16 protein-coding genes are annotated in these 24047 nt (G+C 41.3%); 6 read left to right on the top strand and 10 right to left on the bottom strand.

Annotated elements, in window-relative coordinates; all coding sequences use genetic code 11:
* The first annotated feature begins 5 nt into the window (after positions 1-5).
* Positions 6-524: an isopentenyl-diphosphate Delta-isomerase gene (gene idi, locus CKW03_RS19655; protein ID WP_093099789.1), complete on the top strand. Its 519-nt coding sequence runs from the start codon at positions 6-8 to the stop codon at positions 522-524.
* A complete protein-coding gene (locus tag CKW03_RS19650; protein WP_093099787.1) occupies positions 521-1408 on the top strand; it encodes a TIGR01777 family oxidoreductase in 888 nt (295 codons plus the stop codon). Before idi ends, CKW03_RS19650 begins: the two co-directional genes overlap by 4 nt.
* Positions 1409-1953: 545 nt before the next feature.
* On the opposite strand, the gene CKW03_RS19645 is transcribed toward CKW03_RS19650, so the two are convergent.
* The 9 genes from CKW03_RS19645 to CKW03_RS19605 form a co-directional block, all read right to left on the bottom strand.
* Positions 1954-3630, bottom strand: coding sequence for a hypothetical protein (locus CKW03_RS19645; RefSeq protein WP_093099786.1), 1677 nt, complete (start codon positions 3628-3630; stop codon positions 1954-1956).
* Positions 3631-3814: 184 nt separating this feature from the next.
* A complete protein-coding gene (locus tag CKW03_RS19640) occupies positions 3815-4693 on the bottom strand; it encodes a phosphodiester glycosidase family protein (protein ID WP_093099784.1) in 879 nt (292 codons plus the stop codon).
* Between the two features lie 23 nt (positions 4694-4716).
* Positions 4717-5844, bottom strand: coding sequence for a YdcF family protein (locus CKW03_RS19635; protein ID WP_093099783.1), 1128 nt, complete (start codon positions 5842-5844; stop codon positions 4717-4719).
* A 2-nt stretch (positions 5845-5846) separates the two neighbouring features.
* A complete protein-coding gene (locus tag CKW03_RS19630) occupies positions 5847-7493 on the bottom strand; it encodes a right-handed parallel beta-helix repeat-containing protein (protein WP_093099781.1) in 1647 nt (548 codons plus the stop codon).
* Positions 7494-7545: 52 nt separating this feature from the next.
* Complete coding sequence (locus CKW03_RS19625; RefSeq protein ID WP_093099780.1) at positions 7546-8475, bottom strand: sugar phosphate isomerase/epimerase family protein; 930 nt, start codon at positions 8473-8475, stop codon at positions 7546-7548.
* A gap of 1 nt (position 8476) precedes the next feature.
* A complete protein-coding gene (locus CKW03_RS19620; RefSeq protein ID WP_093099778.1) occupies positions 8477-10246 on the bottom strand; it encodes a RagB/SusD family nutrient uptake outer membrane protein in 1770 nt (589 codons plus the stop codon).
* A 12-nt stretch (positions 10247-10258) separates the two neighbouring features.
* On the bottom strand, positions 10259-13762 hold the full coding sequence (locus tag CKW03_RS19615) for a TonB-dependent receptor (RefSeq protein ID WP_093100178.1): 3504 nt from the start codon (positions 13760-13762) through the stop codon (positions 10259-10261).
* 163 nt (positions 13763-13925) lie between these two features.
* Positions 13926-15002, bottom strand: coding sequence for a FecR family protein (locus tag CKW03_RS19610; RefSeq protein ID WP_093099777.1), 1077 nt, complete (start codon positions 15000-15002; stop codon positions 13926-13928).
* Between the two features lie 131 nt (positions 15003-15133).
* Positions 15134-15700 (bottom strand): RNA polymerase sigma factor, encoded by a 567-nt coding sequence (locus CKW03_RS19605; RefSeq protein ID WP_093099775.1) that lies wholly within the window; start codon positions 15698-15700, stop codon positions 15134-15136.
* Between the two features lie 376 nt (positions 15701-16076).
* Here CKW03_RS19605 and CKW03_RS19600 point away from each other — a divergent pair, with 376 nt between their 5' ends.
* A complete protein-coding gene (locus CKW03_RS19600) occupies positions 16077-17207 on the top strand; it encodes an endo-1,4-beta-xylanase (protein ID WP_093099774.1) in 1131 nt (376 codons plus the stop codon).
* Between the two features lie 9 nt (positions 17208-17216).
* Here the strand turns inward: CKW03_RS19600 and CKW03_RS19595 are convergent, their stop codons facing one another.
* Positions 17217-18101 carry an AraC family transcriptional regulator gene (locus CKW03_RS19595; protein WP_169919025.1) on the bottom strand — a complete coding sequence of 295 codons (885 nt, stop codon included), beginning with the start codon at positions 18099-18101 and terminating at the stop codon, positions 17217-17219.
* 333 nt (positions 18102-18434) lie between these two features.
* Here CKW03_RS19595 and CKW03_RS19590 point away from each other — a divergent pair, with 333 nt between their 5' ends.
* The 3 genes from CKW03_RS19590 to CKW03_RS19580 are packed head-to-tail and all read left to right on the top strand — an operon-like array spanning position 18435 to position 23994.
* A complete protein-coding gene (locus CKW03_RS19590; RefSeq protein WP_093099771.1) occupies positions 18435-19304 on the top strand; it encodes a sugar phosphate isomerase/epimerase family protein in 870 nt (289 codons plus the stop codon).
* 20 nt (positions 19305-19324) lie between these two features.
* Entirely contained in the window at positions 19325-20461 is a 1137-nt protein-coding gene (locus tag CKW03_RS19585; RefSeq protein WP_197700959.1) for a Gfo/Idh/MocA family oxidoreductase, read from the top strand.
* 41 nt (positions 20462-20502) lie between these two features.
* A complete protein-coding gene (locus CKW03_RS19580; RefSeq protein ID WP_093099769.1) occupies positions 20503-23994 on the top strand; it encodes a PVC-type heme-binding CxxCH protein in 3492 nt (1163 codons plus the stop codon).
* Positions 23995-24047: the final 53 nt, after the last annotated feature.

Raw genomic sequence — 24047 nt, 5'->3', positions numbered from 1 at the left:
GTAAAATGGAAAGAAATAATGTAGTACTGGTCGATGAAAACGATAATGCCATTGCTGAAATGGAAAAGCTGTCTGCACACGTGCAAGGATATCTTCACAGGGCATTTTCGGTATTTATTTTCAATGGTAAAGGAGAATTGCTTTTACAGCAGCGGGCAAACCACAAGTACCACGGAGCAGGGTTATGGACAAATACCTGTTGTTCGCATCCGCAATGGGGAGAAGACGTTACTTCAAGTGCAGAGGAGCGGTTAATCTATGAAATGGGACTGAAATGTGATTTAAGATTGGTCTATTCATTTATATACAATGAGCGGGTTGAAAACAATTTGACAGAGCATGAGCTGGATTATGTTTTTGTTGGTTATTCTGACCAATGTCCTGTTTTAAACAAAGATGAAGTACAGGACTATAAGTGGATCAATGCGGATGAAATTCTATCTGATATAAAAAATAATCCATCACATTATACGGTCTGGTTCAGACAGGCCTTTCCGGAGCTGCTTTCAAAAATCAATTCATGAAAAAGATATTAATCGCCGGAGGTACAGGTTTTGTCGGAAAAGCATTGATAAAGCACCTAGTAAATTGTGGTTATATGGTCAATGTGTTAACACGGAGGAACAAAATCAGCAGCATGGAGAACATTCGGTATTTTGAATGGGATATAAAGAAAGGATTTATTGATGAAAAAGCATTTGAGGGCGTTTCGAAAATCATCAATCTAACAGGCGCAAACATTACCGAAAAGCGTTGGACGGAAAAAAGGAAAGTTGAAATAATCGAAAGTCGGACCAAGGCAATAGATTTACTTTTTACCTATGTTAAAACAAGGAATTTTAGCATAGATATCTTCATTTCATCTTCCGCCGTAGGTTATTATGGTGCGATTACTACGGATGAAATATTTACAGAGAAATCCAACAACGGCAGCGATTTTTTGGCTTCGGTTTGCCGGAAATGGGAAAAAACAGCACTGCAATTTGACAGTTTGGGTGTTGCTACCGTGATTTTAAGAAAAGGCGTTGTCATTGGGAGAGATGGTGGTATGTATCAAAAATTAGCACCTTTGGGGAAGTTGGGCATCAATACATCTTTAGGAAATGGCAGGCAATACTTACCCTGGATTGATATCCGGGATTTAGTCCGGTTGTATGAATTCATCTTGAAGACAGATGAACTCAGCGGGGTTTTTAATGCTGTTTCTTCCGAGCACATTATGATGAATGATTTTTCTAAAACACTGCTCCAATTATTTGGAAAAACGAGCTTTCTGCCCAATGTACCAGCATTTCTGGTAAGGTTATTTTTGGGGGAAATGTCCGTGATGTTGTTAAAGGGTTCTAGGGTTAGCAATTACAAAATAAAACAAACCGGCTTTAAATTTGAGTATAGCTTTCTTTATTGACATTTTTTACAATTTCCGTTTTTCCGTGTTTAAGATAATTTTCGGTTTAGCGGAGCTAACTTTATTTTTATCTAGATCATACTTATAAGAGGTGTCTTTCAATTGGTTCAATCGCCTTAAATCTTCCAATAAAGAGTTCGAGTTTTGTACCAGTGGGTTCACTGGAAACCATCTCTAGATAATAGGGGTGGTTTTTTTGGTTTATGGCACTGAAGTGTGTTTAAAGCCTGAATTTTTAAAGTTTTGTTAAAACGAGGAGTTAAAAATTTTATTAATTATTCCTTTCATAAAAATAGTGAAAAACCAGTAAAAAAGCAGAATTTCGTCTCACTTTTTTGAAGAGATTAAAATATTGGACTCCATTTTTTACATATATACCCCCATGTAAATTTTCGTGCCCTCCGAATTTGCACAATCTCAGAATTGCTCGCCGACTGCGAGTTGAACGCAGGTCGTTGAAAAAGAGTCCGCGAGGACGATTCAACGATATATACGAAGTATACGAAGACTGTTGGCGATATTTTTGAAAATGGATAGTGGGACAATTACAAAGCCAAATATTTAGGGTCCGTCCCTGTACATTCAATAATCCCTTGCAACAAACTATGCCATACCACCTTGAAAAAAGGGTGATTTGGATTTCGTTCATAATCAACCAGAGCAACATGATACTTCCCATTTGCATCGGGGTTGCTGTCATTGATAAAGAATTTGTTTGCTATAAAAGAAAGAATGCCTTTCTTGCCAGGTCCCTTTTCAGGATGCTTCAATACATCAACCTTCAGATGGTTGTAGTCAAACCTGAACTTCCCCCAATTCTTCACATCATTGCCATGCATATCAAAAGTAATCTTTTCAATATTTCCATCAGCCAATCTAATATTCAATAGCGGTTCCAAAATCCGGTTGTAAGCACCTACTTTCATAGCCGTCAAGCCCCCCTTATAAGAGTGATTGCCAGCCTTGCTGAGCATGTCAAAGGTGAAAAACGCACTCAAACGGCCTTCCCCATAAATATTGCCCACCAATTCTGCCGTCATAAATTTGTTTCTGCGCAAAACAGTTGTATCGTTGCTGACATTCTTCAATGTTCCCCAGATGTTTTTGAACTCTATTTTTCCTTCCCTAAAGTACTTATCGCTGATCTGTGCATAACTGAGGTCTATGCCGCTTACTTTTACTGCCTTTACAGAAAATGGCAAGCCTACTTTCATGAACTGTTGGGCTGGCGATTGACCTACTTTGGACACGTTCTCCAATTGATAGCGTTTGTCCTTGGAAAGATCAAAAACTCCAGCGACAACATGAGCACTATCGGCCTCAAATAATTTTTCTGCCAATAGTTTCTGCATATTTATACCTGTAATCCATGTTGAATCCAGGTCCAGTTCTATCCTTGGTTTGTTAAGTTTGTCCTGTTTTGCAAAAGCCTCCAAGCTCAATGTAGGCTGCAAGCTCAACTTGGAAATCTGTACATCCCGATTTTTTGAGCTGAACTTTAGGTCTTTGAAGCTAAAGGTATAGGGCGCCCCCTCCAAATTGGTCTTGAACCCCGGAATGTGCAATGAAATATCCTTGGAATACAGAAACCTCGTACTGTCAGTGCCCGAATGTTCATCAATCAGAAAATTGTAAACGGCTATGTCAACCCCCTTCACCTTTTTTGGTTTAGTACCTTCCATGTTTAGGTCTGCAAGTTCCAAAGCAATGCCATTCGCCCGAAACTTATCTACTCCCCAAGACTTAAAACGATCTTTGATCATAGCATAAGAGTCTTTCTCTTCCTTTTCATTATATGGCCTATCCCGGAGTAGAACCTTCGCTTTCAAGGAATCCAAAGCAATGGTTCCGATATCGATCTTCTTATTGACCAATAACCCCCATACACTGGCACCACTAATCGCCAAACGATCCGCCCTAGCTTCAAACCTAATATTGGGTGCTTTTTTTGCGCTATCCAACTTTATATATGCGGTACTGTCATTTTTGAGAAGAATGTCTTTTAGTGTAAGGTTACCACCCACGATATTTAAGTCCAGGTCACTATATTCAATGCTGTAAAGTCCTTCGGAGGATTTGGTGATTCCTTCCTTCAGCTTCTTGTCCAACATGGATCCCAATTTATAAGAAACAAAATATAGCCCCCCTAATATCAATAAAACCAAGGCGGCAAGGATGCCTACCCAGATTTTCCATCTGTGTGTTTTTTGTTTGTTATCCATTAGATAAAGAACAGATAAGGAAAGGTGATTGTTTTGTTGATAGCTCTGTTATTCAACAGTTACCAGAGCTGAGAGTTTAAATTCCTATAAGAAGAGTTAACTAGGGAAAAGATGCGAAATCTTTTCCCTAGTTATGTGACCCGTTAAAGCTTATATAGAAATGCTCTTTTAGTGAGTCAACGGTTTATTTAATGGTGATTACCGTTGATACAGCCCTTTCGCCTTCGTGGTCAAACTTTCCATTATCAGATGGGAAGTTGACAGTTCCTTTGTCTTTAGCCCAAGCGGTACTTGAACCACCGCCATCAAAATTAGCGGCTGAAATACAACCCAAGGCTTTCATTAGGGAAGATAATTGGATAATATTCAATCCCTGTGATTGAGACGAACGTCCATCCACAACTAATAAGATCATTTTTTGATCGGCAGTGATTCCGATTGCCGTTCTCGGGTGTCTGGCGGTATTGAAATCCACGTTCAGTTGTTCTTGTTCTTCTCCATTGACAATCATCAATGGACCTCCTGCTAATGCAAAAGGTTCTGCTACGGATGACCAACCTGAACTTGGCTTCTGAATGATCCTAGGTTTTCCAGTAGCATCAACTATAAGTGCCGCATTCTCTCGATGTGAATCGAAACCATTTACCGTTTGGTTTATGATGTCCCCTGCGTATTTAAAGAATACCGTTGATCCACCTTTGCTGGTATTGAAATACGAACCATTGATGGCCACCATGGCATTTGCTTGAACAGCAGCAGCACTGGTTTTTAAGAATCCAGATTTCACATGTGGAATATCAATTGAAGGTGATTTTGTTAAGTCGATCTCAAAAAAATTGATGTACTGCTTGGATTCGAAAAGCTGGGGAAAATGAAAATATTTCCACACGATTCCATCCTTTATCTGTGTTGTTTTCCATTCGGTTTTCGCTAGAAGTTCATCTAGACCGACCGCTTGTTCCTGGGAATAATCGTAAGGCAATTGCCTTCCTTCATCTTCTTTTGAGCAGGAAATGAAGAGAAATATAAAGAGGAAATAATATAATAAAGTTGACTTTTTCATTGTCTTGTTTTTAGGGTTTTATTTTACCGTTTAAGTTTTACTGGTCTTACCTCACCTACCTCGGTCAATTCTTGATTTAAGAACAGCTGCTCTTGGTTTCTGTATAAAATGATTTGCTTGCTGATAGGGTCGATAGCTGCAGCAGATACATTTCCCTTACCCCAGCTAAATGGCCAGTTCTTGAAATATTGGTTTGCCGTGGTTTCCTGGATAATGTAATACATTTTTCCTTTTTTCTTTGCAATCAACAGACCATCATCCTTAAACAGGAATAGCCTATCATCTTTGATAAATCCTGTTTTAGCATGGACTTTCCATTGCTCAGGAAGAGTAGGGATGAAATTATTAAAGTCAAGTTTCTTGCTTAATTTTTTCTTTTCCTTGTCAACCATTAACAATTGTGATCCGATTAGAAAATATCCCTGCTCACCAGCATCAATAAAGCGCAGGGCTTCCTGGTCTGCGAGTTCTGGAATTAAAGTAAAGAACTGTCCTACAGCTAAGGTATTATACGTCCTGCGGTCTTTATCGCTGATGTACAGCTTGTTATCCATGAAATAACGGATGCTATCAGGCGTAAGCCAAACAGCATTAGGGGTTAACCATTTGCCCTTGCTAATGAATTTTTCGGAATCTGTTTCTCCGTTGAAAATATTCCCATAGTCCAATTTATCGGTTGCCTTGGGTTCAACTTGACCTTCAATATGAAATTTCGCGCAGACCTGATCGTATTTTTGTAATCGGGCTGCAACCGGAATAGCATGCCAATGGTTGGAAACCACATATACTGTATCTCCGGGTTGAATGATCCTTTTTCCCAGTTCATCTTTAAGCTCTATACTGAAAACGTAATTTTGGACGGTCGTTTTTGCATTCTCTTCTTTATGGATTTTAGCCGCTGGTACACCACCTTTGTTCAAGGTTTCAAACATCAGGCTGGCTTCACAAATCACAGATCCATGGGCAGCACATCCGCCGGAAACGATGATATCATCAAATGGCTGTGAGTTATATAAGCGAAGGGCAATATTTACACGATCCAGCAAGATTTCCTTATTATCTGATCCAAGAACAAGCATGATCTTTTTTGCTTGTCCCCAAGAGGACAAGCAAAGGCATGCGAAGAATAAGATTAAGATGTGTTTTTTCATGCTTATCTAATCAATGCACCCATCGCGGGTTGCGATCTTTCATTCGCGTTTTTATCGGATCTGATTCGATCATCCAATGCTGGTTTGTAGGTCTGTCCCACATTAGACAATGAGGAGCCTGTTAATCCGTAGGTCAAAGCTGGGTTGCTGCTTCCAATTGGTATGTATTGTGCACTCAACATAGTTCCCGGATTGAAAGAAGCACCTGAAACCAATGTGCCTGATTCACCGTAAACTTGGGAGGCAATAGCGGAGCTTTTTAGAACTGCTGGAATACCTGCATTATCCGAATAAGCATCTACATCTGTTGAGGCATTGTCTTGAACATTACCTGAAATTATGGAGTTGATCACCGTTAAGTTATTGACTTTAGAACGGCGATAAACACCAGCACCAGGACCAGCCACTTTATTTCCGGTAATGGTAGAACTTATGATGTCTGCTGAACTTGCATCATAAAGCATTACTGCACCACCACCGTTCTTAGATGTGCTGGTGTTTTCCACCAATAAACAGTTGACAAGGATAGCTTTGGAGTTATCTCTTAAATATAAGCCAGCTCCATAAGAGGTATTGCTATTGTAGCTTACTTCGGAATTGTAAAGCGTGATATGGGCATTTGGGTAACCATGAACGCCACCTGCAGTACCTTTCGCATAGTTTCTGTTGAATTGAGAATTGTAGGCTGTTAAATTGGAACTATGCATCCAGACACCACCGCCATTGTTACCGGTGTTTTCGTTGTCATTGACCCTACAATTTTCCATGGTCACATTGGCCGAACCAAATCCATAAAGTCCTGCTGCAAAACCAGCTGTACCCTTATCAGCTGTGGCTTTATTGTTGATGATCCCAACATTTTTCATGTAAACTTCAGATCCACCAACAGCCACGCCGCCACCTTGACCACGGCTAAAGTTCAAGCCATTGATGCTAATGTTTGTACTTCGGTCTGTCGCATTACCCCCTGTAATCTGTAGCCCTTCCAGGTAAACTCTACTCCCTGCTTCTTTAATTGCCGTAATGGTGACTGTATGGAAAGCTTGCTTACCAGGAGCTAAGCTACCATCCAATACCGTTTTATATAAACTGGCATTTGGTTTTGCTCCAATCATGGCATCTTTAGCATATCCACCAATGATGGAGATGTTTTTGGATACTTCAAAGGTTTTATCGGATTCCACGGATGCATCACCATTACGAATGGTTTTAACGGGTTTATAGACACCTTCCATTAAATGTATGGTACTTCCGGTGGCAGCTTTTTCCATAGCGGTATGGAACGCTGTAGTAGAGGACCAAGAAGAGCCATCACCAATACCATCAGGACTTACGTAGAACACGGGCACTTTGCCCGATTCTTGGCTCACCAACACGTGGGTACTTAAGTTTTCATTGACTTTTACGGTGATTAGCCCAGATCGCTCATCCTCTTTATTATCGGCAACCTGAAAGCTCACTTGGCGTTTACCTTTCGCTAATTCGGTTGTATCTAAGGAAATCCAGTCCACATCTGTTTCTAATAGCATGTTCTGATTGGACAAGACACCAAATTGGTATGTCCCAGTTTTGCTGCCTACCTCGATTAATTCGGTAGTTGACAGGAGTTTTTCCTCAAAGGATTTATTGTCCTTCTTACAGCTACTCATACCGGATATAAGTAGGAGGATAAATATGTTTGCAAATAGGTATTTCATTCGATTAATGCTTAGATTTTTTACTAGTTTGGTAATTATTCCAGAGCGTATTATAACACTCTACGATTTCCTCCTCATCGTTAAACTTGCATTCATGCATATATACACCCTTGTACTTTATACGCTCTAGGGTTGCGAAAATAGCGTTCCAATCATTTGAACCACGTGGGTCGCAAGGAAGGAGATGGTCCTCCGCCTTTCCGTTACCATTGGAAACATGCAAGGTTTTAACTCTTGAACCAAAAGCTGCAAGCAGGTTTTCTGGACGGGCAATATGGCAGAAGTCCACTGCGATTCCTACATCTTTAGGGAATGTTTTAAAGAGCACCTGGGCTTCCTCAACGGTACGCATCAAAGGTCTTTCACGATCACCAACTGTCAGTTCTGGGCCCAGCATGTTTTCGACAACCATAGTTGCACGTAAAGCTTTTACCGATTTGTTTAATGACTCAACCGACTTCTTCAATTGCATTGCGCGTTGATCACGGACATTTTTTTCCAGGTAAAAAGAAGGGTGGAACAGAACAATATGTGGTTTGACAGGTTTTAATACCTTCAAGACATTGTTCTGTGCTTCCAAGACTCGAAGTCGACCTTCTTCATCCAATCTGGAAATATCAAGGTGCTTGCTGAATGGCATGTGTACAGACCAAACTTTGACTTTGTGACGCTTTAGAATATCCGCAATTTCTTGCATGCGGACATTCCATTTGGCATCTACCGTAGTTTCTTGTAAGTTCTTTTCCAACATAGCGCCTATCCCGGCAAGTTCGATGTAATCAATTCCCAATCCTTTGATATACTTGATTTTTTCATCGGTTATTTTCTTGATATCCAAAGCATAACCAATAGGGAACTTCTTGTCCTTCGCTTGAATCTGATTTCCCGAAAAACTTCCTAGAAGCAGGAAAAGCGTAATCAATAGGTTTTTCATCTTATTTCCATCCGGGGTTTTGTTTCAGGTTTTCATTAAGCTTCAGGTCCTCTGATGGGATAGGGAAGAAGTAATCTCTCTCTTCGTCAAATACACCACCTTGAGGGAATGGGTCGAGATTACCTGAAGTAGCTTTCTGTTGACCTGTAATAGGGTTCCATAAAGTTCGCTGATTGATATTGATCATTGAAGTAACAGTCGGAGGAGCGCCAGTTGTACTTCCGGTGTGCAAGAATACATCTGCATTTCCATCACCAGTAAAATCATGGCCACCAACGCCTGAGAAGTATACACCAACCATGGGTTTGGTTACTTTTTTGCCTTCCTTCCAACGCATTAAATCGTCCCAACGCTGACCTTCATTGAATAGCTCAATGCGACGTTCTCTACGGATTTCAAGGATAACACCTTTGTTTGCCGTATTGGACACATTTGGATACATATCTGCCAGGTATGGGTCAGGATTTGCATTCGCTTGGGCCAAGTTTAGGTTAGGCATACCCGCTCTTGCTCTCAGTTTATTGATGGACAGATCCAGGTCTGCCTGGGTAAGCGTTCCTAATTCTGCCTTTGCTTCGGCGAAAACCAATAAGGCTTCTGCATAACGGAATAGAATAAGATCAAATACGGAAGCACTGGTAGCCCATTGGGAGCGATTAGGTAATGCCTTGATTAAACGATACCCAGTGGTCGTAATGTTTAAAGTGACCGGTTCGTTTTTAGACTCACCGTTTACCCTGAAATCAGGTCCTGCAGTGGTTTGAATGAGCCTTGGGTCGCGATTTTGCATCTCCTGGAAATAAGAGGTTGTTTTATAGTTTGCCTTATCTGTAAAACGAGACCCATCATTCATCAGGTAGCTGTCAACAGCATCCTTCATTAGGCCATAAGATCCGGAAGTAGCTGAAGTGAACAAATAACCTAGGTTATGTACCTTTAAACCTAACTCATAGTCTGCTGCAAGTATGGTTTCAGTATTATCTTGTTTATCGCGTCCAAACAAGTTTCTATAAGCCGCTTGCGGTCCCCCCTCAGTATATAGGGTATAAGCATTTGCTTGCATCAGTTCTTGGGCCGCATTGGCAGCTTCGGTAAGAAACTTTTCAGAACCCTCTATTTTATGGTATTTACGGAAAGTGCCTTCAAATAAGGATATACGTGCTTTTAATAATAGTGCCGTATACTTTGTGACTAGGTTCAATTGTTTTTCTGCTGGTATATTTTTAATGGCATAATCCAAATCAGCAAGAACAGAGTCCATGACCAATTGTCTAGAATCCCTAGGCTTGTATAAGTCAGGATCTTTACCTGTTAAAACCTTACCATACCAAGGCACATCACCAAAGGTTTTCACCTTATCGAAGTAGAAATAAGCTCGGAAAAAGCGGGCTATACCGCTGTATTTATCTTTTGCAGCTTGGCTTCCAACCTTGTGGTAGTTTTCAAGGAAGTAATTGACCTTACGAAGATTCCCCCAAGACCAACCTCCGCTACCAGACGCTACAGGAACTATACGATTTCCTTTTATTTGGTTTGCCGGGTTTAAGGGCATGAGATTATCGGAGCTTGCATCATTGGTGTAAACTTCCATGGTTGCCAACATGCTGTAAAAATCATTGGTAGCTACTTCTAGGTCTTTTTCTGTGTTAAAGAAATAAGGAGCTTCCACCTGATCCTCTGCAGGCTGATTTAAAAAGTCTTTACTGCAAGAACCAAACATGAGGACTGCGGAACTGGCAATTATGATGCTGGTATATTTTAATTTTTTCATGATTCGCTGAGATTAAAGATTCAACATGACACCAAGAGAGAAGGTTTTTCCCATTGGATAGGTCCTTAGGTCACCCCTGTCATCTGCGGTTGCAGGGGCAGAGTAGTTTACGGCAGCACCGGCTTGTTCTGGGTCAAGGTATTTGGTTAATCCGCCGAAGCTCCATGTCAAGATGTTTTCTCCACTAAAGAATACACGGAATTTGTCAACTTTCACACGCTGTGTCCACTGTTGAGGAAGCGTATACCCCACACTGAAGTTTTTCACGCGTACATAACCTAGGTTTTGAAGGTAATAGTCGTTTAACTCATATAGCGATCTTCCAGATTGAAGTGAAGAGTAACCGCGATAAATCTGTGGGTACTTGTTTGCTGTTTCATCCGGTCTCCATGCATTATCAATTAAGTCTTTACGGATAAAGGATAGATAAGGTCTTTGGTATGGTCCCCAGAAAAGGTCGCCAGTAGGATACCAATCTTGACGTGCAACACCTGCTAATGCTACGGACATGTCGATGTTTTTCCAACGCATATTTAAGTTCAAGCCAAATGGGAATTGCGGCATGGAGTTACCAATACGTTGTAAGTCACCATGGTTGTCTAAAGTGTTTTCACCCTTGTCAATCCTTCCATCGCCATTCACATCAACATAGCGAATATCCCCACCACGCAAATGGTTCCATTCACTGTTCTGCGTCACATTTAAGACGTCATTGTAAACTTGTGATAGGCTATTGGCTGGATTGGTGAAAGAGTTCTGGAAAGCTAAAGCTTCTTCATCCGATTGGAATTGCCCATCGATATGATATCCCCATATCTCTCCCAATCTTTTGCCTTCATAGTAGGAGCTCAATAAACCTTTCGGGTTATTATAGCGCGTGATTGTGCCGATGAAGTTAGAAACGTTAGCTGATACACTGAAGTTTAATGGTGATCCAGCTACATCAAATTTATTTTGATAGGAAACACCTACTTCAAATCCCTTATTCATTAAAGCAGCATAGTTTTCTCTAGGCTCACTTGCGCCAAATACAGCAGGAAGGGGTTCTCCCGGAAGGTACATTCCTTCTACATCCTTACGGAACCAGTCTACATTAAATAGCAATTTATTTTCTAGGAAGCCGATGTCAGCACCAATGTTTGTGGACTTGGTCGATTCCCAAGTAACGACATTTGGAAGTGGGCCCGGCATAGTGGCAAAAACCAAACGGTTTCCACCGTCCAACCAATCCGACTTACCAACACTCATCAATTCTTTGAAGGTATTGACATCCACGGTTTGGTTTCCTAGTTTTCCGTATGAACCTCTGATTTTTAAAGAAGACACATAAGGTTTGATAGGCTCCCAGAATGCTTCGCGGTCAACCTGCCATCCCAAGGAAACAGAAGGGAACAAGCCCCAGCGGCTGTTTTCAGGGAATCTTGATGAACCATCATAACGCGCATTGATTTCCAGGAGGTACTTGTTCTCATAGTCGTAGTTTAAACGGCCAAAGAAACCTTGAATCGCCCAATTGGTCGCTGATCCAGAGATGCTGTTCATGACAGTAGCCAAGGAAAGATTGGATAGATCTTCAATCAATAGGTCGTCTGCGGTTGTAGCAATTCGATCTCTATCAAATTTCTCCTGGTTGTAACCAGCTAATAGTTTTAGATTGTGCTTATCAGCAAATCTATTCTCATAAGTAGCAAAAAGGTTGATTGCATTGTATTTATCCTTCCAACGGTATTCGGTTAGCCGGTTTAAGCCCACAATTCGGTGATCTAATTTATTTCCTGCTAGGTATTCAAATGGGTTTAAACGGAATGTACGAGCTGTGTTTTCTATACGATTGCTGTAGTCAAAGTTGATTTGTAAGCCTTTAACAGGTTTTGCCACTGCACGGAAGGTATTGGTGAATTCTTCGTTATTGAATAAGCGCCATGTCTTATTGGAATGGAGACCAGCATTACCACCCTGGCCACCAGTACCTGTACCAATGTCCGTAGGGATGCCATCAACCATAATCGGGTAGAAGGCCATCAAATTGTACCAAGTCGTCGTGCTCCAAAGACCTCCGAAACCATTGGTATAACCACCGTAGTCTTTATCTTTTTCGTTGATGAACTGCGTATTATTGGAGATTTCTAACCACGGGTATGGTGTAAATACTAAGTTTGCTTTTAAGTTTTGACGGTCCATGTCAGCATCTTCATTGATGTTGTTAATGCTCTCTCTTTTGAATACGCGTCCCGATAAATATCCTTTTAACTTATCAGTACCTCCAGAAATGGAGATGTTATGGAAGCTTGAGGCTTGTTGTTTTTTAAATAGGTGATCCCACCAATTGGACTTGTGAAAAAACTTGTAAGATCCATTGTTTTGCAGTTCATGGAAAGGTTCGATTTCTCCATTAGCAACCATTTTAATGGTTTCCCAATCCATAGCGTTGTAGTTGGTATAAGAAGTTCCATTGTAACCATATAATGCCGCATCAACTGTTCTTCCGTAGATGTAAGGGTCAGAAATATAATCGGTTCTAGCGGTAGGAGATGTCCAACCGAAGTTATTGGTATAGGCGATGGAGGTTGTTCCCGCTTTTCCTGTTTTAGTGGTGATTAAAATAACACCAAAAGCACCGCGGGCACCATAAATTGAAGCAGAGGAAGCATCTTTTAACACCGTAACACTTTCAATGTCATTCGGATTTACACGTGTGATATTGCCTTCGATACCATCGATTAAGACCAAAGGACTGCCACCATTGATGGAGTTGAACCCACGTACGTTGATGTCTGGAGTAGCCGATGGATCACCATCATTCATTTGGATGTTTAATCCAGGCATTAGTCCTTGTAAGGTAGTCGCAATGTTGGCATCTGGACGCAATGCAATATCTTCAGCATTTACTTGGGATACAGCACCCGTTAAATTGGCTTTCTTTTGTACACCATATCCAACAACAACAACTTCATCTAGATCAGATACAGCTTCTTTTAGAATGATTTGTAAAGGTGCGGATCCAGTAACCTGGATTACTTGGGTCGAGTAGCCCATCGCACTAACAGAAATAGTCGCTTGCGCTGTAGGACTCTGTAATCTGAAATATCCTTTTCCATCTGATGCGGCAGCCAGATTGCTGTTTTGAAGGGAAACAGAAACACCTGAGATAGGTTGGCCCTGTTCATCCTTTACATATCCTTCAATCACGCGTTGGACCAATTCTGGACTAGCCGCTAACTCCTTTCGCGACTTTATTAGCACCATATTGTCCTCTACAAAGAATACCAAACCTTGTGGTGTCAGCACTTTTTGAAGAACCTCCCGAAGGTCTTTGTTCTTCATAGAAACATCAATCTTATCCACATGTTTAAGCTGGGTATTGCTGTATAGAAAATCGTAGTTCGTTTGATTTTGGATATCCTGCAATATTTCTTGTAATGTTGCTCGCTTGGCATGGACAGAAACTTTCTGTCCAAGGGTAGATGCACTAACATGTAGCATGGTTCCAAGTAACAACAGCGAAACCAGTTTCATAATTAACAGTAGTTTTCTTAACCCCAACTGCTTAGGGTAGGGATTTCTAGTAAAAAAATAATACATTTGATTAGTGTTGGGTAAATAATTCAAAGTTAATAAGGACTTTATCCCATACGATTTGAGCGGAAGCGTGGCCGCGCTTCCGTTATTTTACATTAGGTTAATTTCTTACGATTACCCTCCCTTCTTTCATGTCGAATTTTAGATCGGCAATTTTTTCCATAGCTGTTAATACTTCTTCTAAACTTCTGCTCCTAACGATAGAACCTGTAAAGCGTTCATCGGTATTTAGTTCATAGCGGATATCTGTGATATTGTACCAGGTACTTATATCACTCATTATATCCTCTATACTTGCGTTATTAAATCGGAAATAACCATCTCTCCAAGCCAAGTCTTCACGGAAATTGGCTTTACCCTTGGTTAGTTGAATGCTCTTTCCAGCTCTGGCCTGTTCTCCAGGAACTAATTTCAATGCTTTGGCAGCAGTATTGACTTCCACAGAACCATTAACTAAACTTGTTTTGGTTTGCGTCAATTGTGGATAAGATTTAACGTTGAATTGGGTTCCTAATACCTGGATCTGGTAATCCTTCGTTTTTACCTTAAAAGGCTTGTTCTTATTGTGTGCTACATCGAAATACGCCTCACCGCTAAGGCTAACTTCACGGGTTTGTTTATTGAAGTCAGATTTTAGTTTTAAGCTTGATCCAGAGTTTAGTTGAACGGTGCTACCATCCGGTAATTCCAAACTGTAGCTGGTACCCTTTGGGGTGTTGAATTCATGAAATGCTATTGGATTGGCTATATTTTGTTCATCCATTTGGACACGGATTAAATCCCCATTGATTTTTGAGAGGACTACGCCATGGTAGCTTACCTCTTGCTTGTCTATGTCATTAATATCTAGTCTGGTTCCGTCCGCAAGTTGTATGGCGGTTTTGCCGTTGTTTATACCTGCTGTCCTTGTCTGTTGCTGAACCATTGGGGTTTCATGTACAAGCCCTTCTCTTGCATTGTCTTCTGGATAAAAAATAAATCCTAGCACAAGTGCTATAGAGCAAGCAACAGCAATCCACTTATAGGGTCCAAGCCTTCTGGTTTTTGCATGATCTAGAAATCCTTCATGCTGAATAATCTTCTGAAAGACTTGCTCCTTATTGAAACCAGTTCCTTGGTCAATGTCTTGGAGTTGGTCCAAAGATTCATAAAACAAGTCTTCATGTTGCTCTAACATATCGAAATACTCTGTTAATTCTGATTCCGAAATGTTATTGTTTAAGAATTTTTGGTTAAGATATTTAAAACGTTCTTTGTGCACTTTTTAGGGTTTAACTATATAGAGTACACACGAGAGTGGGGCTAGGACTATTGCAGAAAGAAAAAAAGCAATAAATACAAATAATCCGCTTGCTTGAAGGTCTGGCGTAAGGTTTTTAAGGTTTGAACCAAACAGTTTTTTACGGTATTTGGAGAGATACCAAGTTCTTCAGCTATTTCTTTATGGCTTTTTCCTTCTTCTCTACTCATTATCCATACTTGACGTTGTCTGCCTGGTAAAGCTTTTACTGATTCATCCAGTAATTGTTGTATATCCGAGAGCTGAATCTTAGAGTCTTCAACATTCTCATTCATGTTTCGAAGTAGTTCTTGTTGGGCAAGCATATCATACTTCATCGACCGAAGCTGATTGAAACATAATCTTTTTGCAATAACATAGATAAATGGCCAGATATCTTTAGCCTCATCAATTTGACTTCTGTTCAACCAAGTCTTTAAGAAAGTCTCTTGTACTATTTCTTCGGCTTGTTCTTTACTTTTAAGGATTTTGTATGCTGTGTTGAAAATAGATTGACCATAGCCATCAAATACCTGTTGAAAGGCATTCAAATCGCCATTCTTCAAATTCTTGAATATTTGGTTTTCTATCTTCATGGTAGATTTGGTAATTCTACTGTTATCAAATTGGGGCAAAAATAATAATCTAGTATTAACAATATATTAAATGATTAATCGATCAATATTTTGCTCCAACATCTAAAAATACATTATTTCTTTTCAATTCCTATAGTCCTTATGGGCGCTGTATTCAAAAAGTCCAATTGCTCAAGCGTAGGGGGGACATAGTAATTTTGGTCGAATTGAGAACCATAAGTGCCGATTTGCCAAGGCCACGCAGAAATCCTATTTCCAAATTTGACAGATTAAGGAATGAGTCATTCATCAATCTTTAAATTCTATAGATGAATTTTGATCGGATTGCCTATATTTACCTAAACCTTTACAAAATCACCTAAATAAAACTCCACCTATGTACAGGCTCAAAACAGTTTTAATTCTTGTCTATACTTTACTTTTTATTGCGAATGAATCCCAGGCGCAGAAAGGGTCAAAGGATTTGTCCTTAAAGGAGGCATTTGCTGGGAGGTTTGACATAGGGGCTGCTATAAATCTGAAACAGATTTATGGGCGGGATGAAAAGGCTACAGCATTAATAGCATCTCAATTTAATTCTATTACTGCGGAGAATTGTATGAAAGCCATGTACCTTCAACCAAATGAAGGTGAATTTAATTTTAGAGATGCAGACCGATTTGTTGAATTGGGCGAGAAATATGGTCTGCGACTTATTGGACACACTTTGATCTGGCATTCCCAAGCTCCACATTGGTTTTTTATTGGCAAGGATTTCAAAGATGTTTCTCGGGAAGTGTTGATCGAACGGATGCGAAAGCATGTCCAGACTGTTGTTTCGAGGTACAAGGGCAGGATAAAGGGTTGGGATGTAGTCAATGAGGCCATACTGGACAATGGAGATTGGAGACAGAGCAAGTTTTATAAGATCATTGGAGAAGATTTTATGGAATTGGCCTTTCAGTTTGCGCATGAGGCGGATCCGAATGCTGAATTGTATTATAATGATTTTTCCATGTTCCAAAAAGGGAAAAGGGAAGGCGTGATGAGGATGGTCCGCAACCTCCAGGAGAAGGGGATTAAAATCCACGGAATAGGGATGCAAGGTCATTTGGGTCTGGATTATCCCTCTGTTGCTACCTTTGAGGAGAGCATATTGGCCTATTCTAAGCTAGGTGTTAAAGTGATGGTAACAGAGCTTGATATCTCTGTGTTGCCGATGCCAGGACCTTCACATGGAGCGGAGATCAGTACCATTTACAAATATGATAAAACCCTAAACCCTTATGCGGAAGGATTGCCCGCCGAAGTGGAAAGCAAGTTGGCTAGTCGATATAAGGAGTTTTTTGCACTGTTTTTAAAGCATCATGATAAAATTGACCGAGTTACTTTGTGGGGAGTAAGGGATGCTGACTCTTGGAAAAATAACTGGCCCGTAAGAGGGAGGACAGATTATCCATTGCTCTTTGATCGGAACTATCAAGCTAAGCCTTTTGTCAAGGATATCGTTGAGATGGCTAAGGAATAACTAATGGTTTTAAAGCGTCATAAATTTCAACCTATACTCCATAGGTGTCATTCCAATAAAAGTCTTGAACTGTTTATTGAAATTGGATAGGGTATTAAAACCTGAATCATAGCATATCTGGGCTACGCTCTTGGATTCGGCAACGGATAGGAGCTTGCAGGCATGCTTAATGCGTAATTCTGTAATGAAATAGGAAAAGGTCTTCGAAGTTTTGGCTGTAAAATATCGGCTAAAGGATGTAGGTTTCATATTGAGTAGAGCGGCGACTTCTTCCAAGGTTATTTTATTTCTGAAATGGTTCAGGGCATAATTATAAACGATATTGATCCGGTTCGTTTCAACGTCTTTAGACTGATACTGGAATTCATCATAATGTAATAGTGTGAAATCCTTTCCCTTGGCCAGTACATTCAAGATCTTGAAGAGATGAATGATGCTTTCCATGCCATGTAGGTTGAGCAGTTCATTCATCAGTGCAATTATTTCCTTGGCTGTGGCTCCATGAATCTCCATTCCATGTCTCACTTTTTCCAACAGGACCTTTAATTGATTGAACTCTTCCTTTTCAGTGAATTTCTCTAATTCTGAACCATTGATATAAATCACCAATCCTTCGCTGCTTTTTTTGGATTGGGGGTCAAAGTAAATATCATCACTGCGCCAAAGGTGAGGAATATTGGGACCAATAAAAGACAGATCGCCCTTGACAAAGGATTTCATGGTATTGCCGATAAACCTGGTTCCGGAACCTTCCACAACAAGGAAAAGTTGGTACTCGGAATGGGCATGCCAAGTGGTGTCGAAATGTTTGTCGGAAAGCTTTCGCACAAAAAATATGCGCGATGAAGGGATCCTGGTTTTCTGGACTGCGGTCTTTTTGAAATTGATATCCATTAATGGAATATATTGGTCATCCCCAGGTTTGCAGGGGCTCATTTCAAAAATAAGTCTTTAGCAGGCAATTATCAAGATTTTAAGGAGGTAAATGTCTAATTGTTGTCCGATGTTGTGCTGATTGTTTATAAAGTGTGGTAAAATACAGTCATCATTGGGTATTTAATAGGTATGTTAAATTCATCTTGAATCTTAATTTAGGGTTCTAGGATTAACCATTTTAAACCAACCTAATGAAATGAAATAGGAATACGCTGTTTCATTTGATGGGGACAATGCTAAAGTGTATGGCCTGTAAACCTTTAAGAATCATTAATTTATTTAGAATATAATATGCAATTACCTGTGAAACTAGGCGTCAGTACCTGGCTTTGGACTTCTCCTTTCCGTACGGAGGATGCTGCCGGCTTGTTTGAGAAAATAGCAAGCCTAGGCTATGAAGTCGTGGAGATAGCCGTGGAAGACCCTTTTCTTATCGATACCCAAAAGATTTCTAAAGAACTTGAGAAGAATGGCTTGCAAGCATTGGTCTGTGGGGCTTTTGGACCAACCAGGGACTTAACGAGTGATGATGAAGCCTTGCAAAAGAATGGTCTGCAATACATTGAAGATTGCCTAAATATTTCGACAGAACTGGGAGCAAGTTTTTTCGCTGGTCCTATGTATTCAGCGGTTGGAAAAGCACGGATGGTACCGGATGCACAGCGCCAAATCGAATGGAACAGAGCGGTTGATAACTTGGGCAAGGTCTGTGAGATGGCGGCATCTAGAGGCTTGGAATTAGGCTTGGAGCCCTTGAATCGATTTGAGTCGGATCTGATCAACAATGTGGATGATGTATCGCGTTTGATCAATGACCTGAACCATCCAGCGGCAAAGATCTGTTTGGATATGTTCCATATGAACATTGAGGAGCCGGATCCTGGTTTGGCTATCCGAAAAGCTGGGGACAAGTTGATCCACGTCCAGGTTTCGGAGAATTATCGCGGAACTCCAGGCACAGGAAATGCAAGCTGGGGGGCATTTTATGAGGCACTTAAAGCGATCAATTATAAAGGAGCGGTATCCATTGAAAGTTTTACACCAGAAAATAAAGAGTTGGCAGCCGCAGTTTGTATATGGCGAAATCTAGCCGATGACCAAGATTCATTTGCGCGTGATGGGCATGCGTTTTTGAGGAAATGGGCTGCTAATAAATTATAATAACACAATCAATGAACGAAATGATGAAGAAAGAAAAAATTAATGTTGCAATTATCGGTTTAGGCTTTGGGGCAGAGTTTATCCCTATTTATCAACAGCATCCAAATGCGAACCTATATGCTATTTGTCAAAGAAATGAAGCGAGTCTGAATGAAATTGGGGATGCCTTTTCGATTGAAAAACGCTATACCGATTATGATGAGCTGCTGAAAGATGAAAACATTGATGCCGTACATATCAACACACCTATTCCAAACCATGCGGAACAATCGATCAAGGCTCTTCGGGCAGGAAAACATGTGGCCTGTACAGTACCGATGGCAACGACAGTGGAGGAATGTAAGCTGATCGTGGAAGCGGTTGAGGAAACTGGACTTACCTATATGATGATGGAAACCGTAATATATGCGCGAGAATTCCTGTTTATGAAAGAACTGTATGAGAAAGGTGAGCTTGGCAAGATCCAATTCCTAAAGGCGAGCCATCAGCAGGATATGGATGGTTGGCCGAACTATTGGCCTGGTCTTCCGCCGATGCATTATGCTACGCACTGTGTAGGGCCGGTATTGGGCTTAACACGTAATGAGGCGGAATATGTGTCCTGTTTTGGTTCTGGTACCATCCGTGAGGATTTGGTTGGTCAATATAATTCTCCATTTGCCATTGAATCTGCACATATTAAGTTCAGGAACTCTGATTTAAGTGCTCAGGTATACCGTTCTCTATTTGATACGGCTAGGCAATATCGTGAGAGTTTTGAAGTCTATGGTTCCAAGCAATCGGTGGAATGGCCGTTGATTGAAGGGGAACCGTTGGTTTTACACGTAGCCAAAAGACCTGAACCTGAAATCCCGGAAAAAGTGGACTGTCCGGATTATGCGCATTTGCTGCCGGAATCCATCCAGCATTTTACAAGGGCAGGAGTATATGATGAAGGAGAAAACCAACACCTTTCTTTTCTGCAAGGAAGTGGCCATGGGGGCTCGCATCCGCATTTAGTCCATGAATTTATCAGCGCATTGGTTGATGGCAGACAGCCATTTCCTAATGCTAGGCAATCTGCAAATATAACCTGTGTGGGTATTTTGGCACATGAATCTGCCATGAAAGGGGGAGAGATCATTCCTTTACCTGAATTTACTTGGGAAACAACCTAATTATTGTTGCCTGAGGAACCTTTATCTCAATATTATTTAAGATGAATAAGATTTTAAAATTATGCCTTCTATTATGTGTTGTTTTCTCGGTGCTGGGATGTGCCGAAGATAACAAACCTAGAAGGTTGGAGTTATTTTTTCTGGGTCATGATAGTAAACACCATGACTCGGAATTATTGGCCGACATCTTGTCAAAGGAGTATTTTGCTGATGGAATAAATATTACCTATTCCATCGATCCTGATGATTTGACCCGTCCAGACCTTAAAAAGTACGATGGTTTGATCTTGTATGCGAACCACGATACGATCAGTCCGGCGCAGGAGAAAGCACTGTTGGATTATGTAGCTTCTGGAAAGGGCTATATCAATATTCACTCGGCTTCTTACTGTTTTCGGAACTCTGATGATGTCGTAGCCTTAATTGGTGGGCAGTTCAAGAGCCATGGAGGCGGTTCGTTTGGTGCAGAAATCATCAAGCCTGATCATCCAGTGATGAAGGGGCTTTCACCATTTGTGACTGAATGGGATGAAACCTATGTACACCATCTCTTGGCAAAAGATATCGAGGTCTTGATGGAACGTTTAGACAGCACGCACAGAGAGCCTTATACCTGGGTAAAAGAGCATGGTAAGGGTCGGGTTTTCTATACGGCTTTTGGACATGATGAGCGCACATTCCGTAACCCGGGATTTCTACAGTTGGTGAAGAATGGTATCCTTTGGGCTGTGGGTGATAAGGCTGTGGAACGAATGAAGAAGTATGAAATCGCCAAACCGGAATATGAGGAAGCCCGGATGCCTAATTATGAGCGCAAAGATCCGCCACCTCGCTATCAGCATCCATTAAGTCCGGAGCAATCGCAGACCCTGATACAGGTGCCTGTGGGATTCCGTCTGGAACTATTCGCCAGTGAGCCGGACATTAAGAAGCCAATTGCGATGGATTGGGATGAACAGGGTAGGCTATGGGTCATCGAAACGGTGGACTATCCAAATACGGTGAGAAATGACAAGGGGGAAGGTGACGACCGGATTACCATCTGTGAGGATACGGACAATGATGGTAAAGCAGATAAATTCACGGTATTTGCTGAAGGGCTTAATATCCCGACTTCCTTTGTGTTTTCTGATGGCGGGATTATCGTTGCACAGGCTCCGCACTTTTTGTTCCTAAAGGATACAGATGGGGACGGAAAGGCAGATGTGCGTAAGGTATTGATCGATGGATGGGGAACTTTTGATACCCATGCTGGTCCTTCCAACCTAAAATATGGTATGGATAACAAGATTTGGGGAACCGTTGGATATTCAGGATTTGAAGGCAATATTGCTGGGAAAGCATACAAATTTGGTTCTGGTGCCTATCGATTTGGTCCAAAGGCTCAAGATCTGGAATTCCTTGGGAACACCTCGAATAACACTTGGGGCTTAGGTTTTTCGGAAGATTTTGATGTATTCCTGTCCACAGCAAATAATGAGCACAGTAACTTTTTGGCTATCCCTGCTCGTTATTATGAGAAAGCGAATCTGAATGAAAGGGGTATCGAGAAAATTGATGCGCACTACAAAATACATGAGTTAACCAAAGAACTGCGTCAGGTGGATGTATTCGGAGGTTTTACTGCCGCTGCTGGCCATAACCTCTATACAGCAAGGGCATTCCCTCAAGAATATTGGAATCGGGTTGCCTTTATTGCTGAGCCGACCGGACGCTTGATCCATAAACATATCCTGGAACCTTCGGGATCTGGATTTAAGGAAAAGGGAGATGGCTGGAATATGGTCGCGAGTTCTGATAACTGGTTTGGACCTGTAGAGGCTAAAGTAGGACCAGACGGAGCATTGTGGTTCTTGGATTGGTATAATTTTATTATCCAGCATAACCCAACCCCTCAAGGTTTTGAAAACGGACCTGGAAATGCCTATATCGATCCATTGAGAGATAGTTCTAAAGGACGTATCTATCGATTGGTGCATGAGGATGCGGCGAAGCAACGGAAATTTAAATTGGATGGAAAGAAAGGTCGTGACCTAGTTGATGCTTTGTCTAGCGACAATATGTTCTGGCGGACCACGGCTCAGCGTCTATTGGTTGAAGGGGGTGATAAGTCTGTTGCGGAAGACCTGCATAAGCTAATAAATGATAATGCTGTTGATGAAGTAAATGTCAATGGAGGTGCTATCCACGCAATCTGGACACTGCATGGTTTAGGTTTGTTGTCCGATGGACAGAGCCCTAGTGTTGCGGTTGTTCTCAAAGCACTTAAGCATCCAGCGGCTGGGGTAAGAAGGGCTGCGATTCAGACCTTGCCTAAAAACGCCAAGGTTATCGATGAGTTGATTTCCTCGGGAGCTGTGCAGGATAAGGATTTAAGAGTGCGATTGGCGGCTATTTTGGCCTTATCGGAAGCTCCGCCAAGTCCAAAAGTCGCTAAGGTGATTTTTGATGCGGTGCAGGATCCTGAAAACGAGAAGGACAAATGGCTGTTCCATGCCCTGATGATTGCAGGAAGTCTACATCAGCAAGCTTTTATGCATGAATATCATACTAAATTTGGCCACCCAGACTTTTCCAATGCGAATGGATCCTTAGGGGAGCGAATCATTGCCGGAAACAACATGAGCGTACTTTCGCTTAATACAGCGAGAGAAGGCATCATTGGTCCAAGGCAAATACCTGAAATAGCGAATCGAGAGATCCATTTTGTGGGGACTGTTCGTCAGAAGGATCAGAGGCCTTTGGATGGAGCCTTGCTGTCTTATGGCAATAAAAAAGATGGTTATGCTGTTTCTATCAAAGATGGAAGAGTGGAATTCAGGGTTAACCAGAAAGGAAATAAATCGATCATTCAATCTGAAAAGCTTTCGAAACCAACGTTTAAGGTGAGGACTTCCTTGCTAGCGGATGGAAAGATGCTGTTGTTCATCGATGAGGAGAAAGTGGCTGAGGGCAAAAGTTTAGGCCTGTTCCCTGAAAAGCAGGATGGTTTCCTACTGGTAGGAAGAGCTAGTGCCGCCAGGGTGTCGGATCAAGTTTTAAATGATAGTCCGGGTGATTTTGCGAAGGACTTTAAATTTACTGGAACTTTGGAGGACGGTCGACTTGTCGCCATGAATAAAGCGGATGCATCGGAAGGAAAAACAGTAGAAGCCGATAAGGTACTAAAGATTAAGGCTATCGTAGGGGAGATGAAATATGATATCACCAATTTTACTGCGAAAGCAGGGTCGAATCTGAAGATCATATTTGAGAACCCTGACCATATGCAGCATAATTTATTGATCCTGAAACCGGGAAGTCTGGACCGTGTTGGACAGGCGGCTGATAAGTTGGCTACCCAAAACAATGCGATAGAGCTTCAATATATTCCAAATACACCTGATGTGCTATTCAGCAGCTCTCTGGTTGATCCGGATGGCAGCTATGAATTGAATATCAAAGTGCCTTCGGAACCTGGAGATTATCCATTTGCCTGTACATTTCCAGGACACTGGCGAATAATGAACGGGGTCATGAAAGTGACTAAATAGATTAAAAGGGGAATAAGCTTGAGAAGTTTATTCCCCTTTTTAAAAAGAATAGG

This window comes from Sphingobacterium mizutaii (assembly GCF_900187125.1).
Lineage (GTDB): Bacteria > Bacteroidota > Bacteroidia > Sphingobacteriales > Sphingobacteriaceae > Sphingobacterium > Sphingobacterium mizutaii.
Note: the sequence above shows the minus strand (reverse complement) of the source record. Positions and strands in the feature narration are given on the sequence as shown.

Coding starts and splice junctions, on each gene's coding strand:
- idi (WP_093099789.1), top strand. CDS start 6: ATGGAAAGAAATAATGTAGTACTGGTCGATGAAAACGATAATGCCATT.
- CKW03_RS19650 (WP_093099787.1), top strand. CDS start 521: ATGAAAAAGATATTAATCGCCGGAGGTACAGGTTTTGTCGGAAAAGCA.
- CKW03_RS19645 (WP_093099786.1), bottom strand. CDS start 3,630: ATGGATAACAAACAAAAAACACACAGATGGAAAATCTGGGTAGGCATC.
- CKW03_RS19640 (WP_093099784.1), bottom strand. CDS start 4,693: ATGAAAAAGTCAACTTTATTATATTATTTCCTCTTTATATTTCTCTTC.
- CKW03_RS19635 (WP_093099783.1), bottom strand. CDS start 5,844: ATGAAAAAACACATCTTAATCTTATTCTTCGCATGCCTTTGCTTGTCC.
- CKW03_RS19630 (WP_093099781.1), bottom strand. CDS start 7,493: ATGAGTAGCTGTAAGAAGGACAATAAATCCTTTGAGGAAAAACTCCTG.
- CKW03_RS19625 (WP_093099780.1), bottom strand. CDS start 8,475: ATGAAAAACCTATTGATTACGCTTTTCCTGCTTCTAGGAAGTTTTTCG.
- CKW03_RS19620 (WP_093099778.1), bottom strand. CDS start 10,246: ATGAAAAAATTAAAATATACCAGCATCATAATTGCCAGTTCCGCAGTC.
- CKW03_RS19615 (WP_093100178.1), bottom strand. CDS start 13,762: ATGAAACTGGTTTCGCTGTTGTTACTTGGAACCATGCTACATGTTAGT.
- CKW03_RS19610 (WP_093099777.1), bottom strand. CDS start 15,002: ATGTTAGAGCAACATGAAGACTTGTTTTATGAATCTTTGGACCAACTC.
- CKW03_RS19605 (WP_093099775.1), bottom strand. CDS start 15,700: ATGAAGATAGAAAACCAAATATTCAAGAATTTGAAGAATGGCGATTTG.
- CKW03_RS19600 (WP_093099774.1), top strand. CDS start 16,077: ATGTACAGGCTCAAAACAGTTTTAATTCTTGTCTATACTTTACTTTTT.
- CKW03_RS19595 (WP_169919025.1), bottom strand. CDS start 18,101: ATGGATATCAATTTCAAAAAGACCGCAGTCCAGAAAACCAGGATCCCT.
- CKW03_RS19590 (WP_093099771.1), top strand. CDS start 18,435: ATGCAATTACCTGTGAAACTAGGCGTCAGTACCTGGCTTTGGACTTCT.
- CKW03_RS19585 (WP_197700959.1), top strand. CDS start 19,325: ATGATGAAGAAAGAAAAAATTAATGTTGCAATTATCGGTTTAGGCTTT.
- CKW03_RS19580 (WP_093099769.1), top strand. CDS start 20,503: ATGAATAAGATTTTAAAATTATGCCTTCTATTATGTGTTGTTTTCTCG.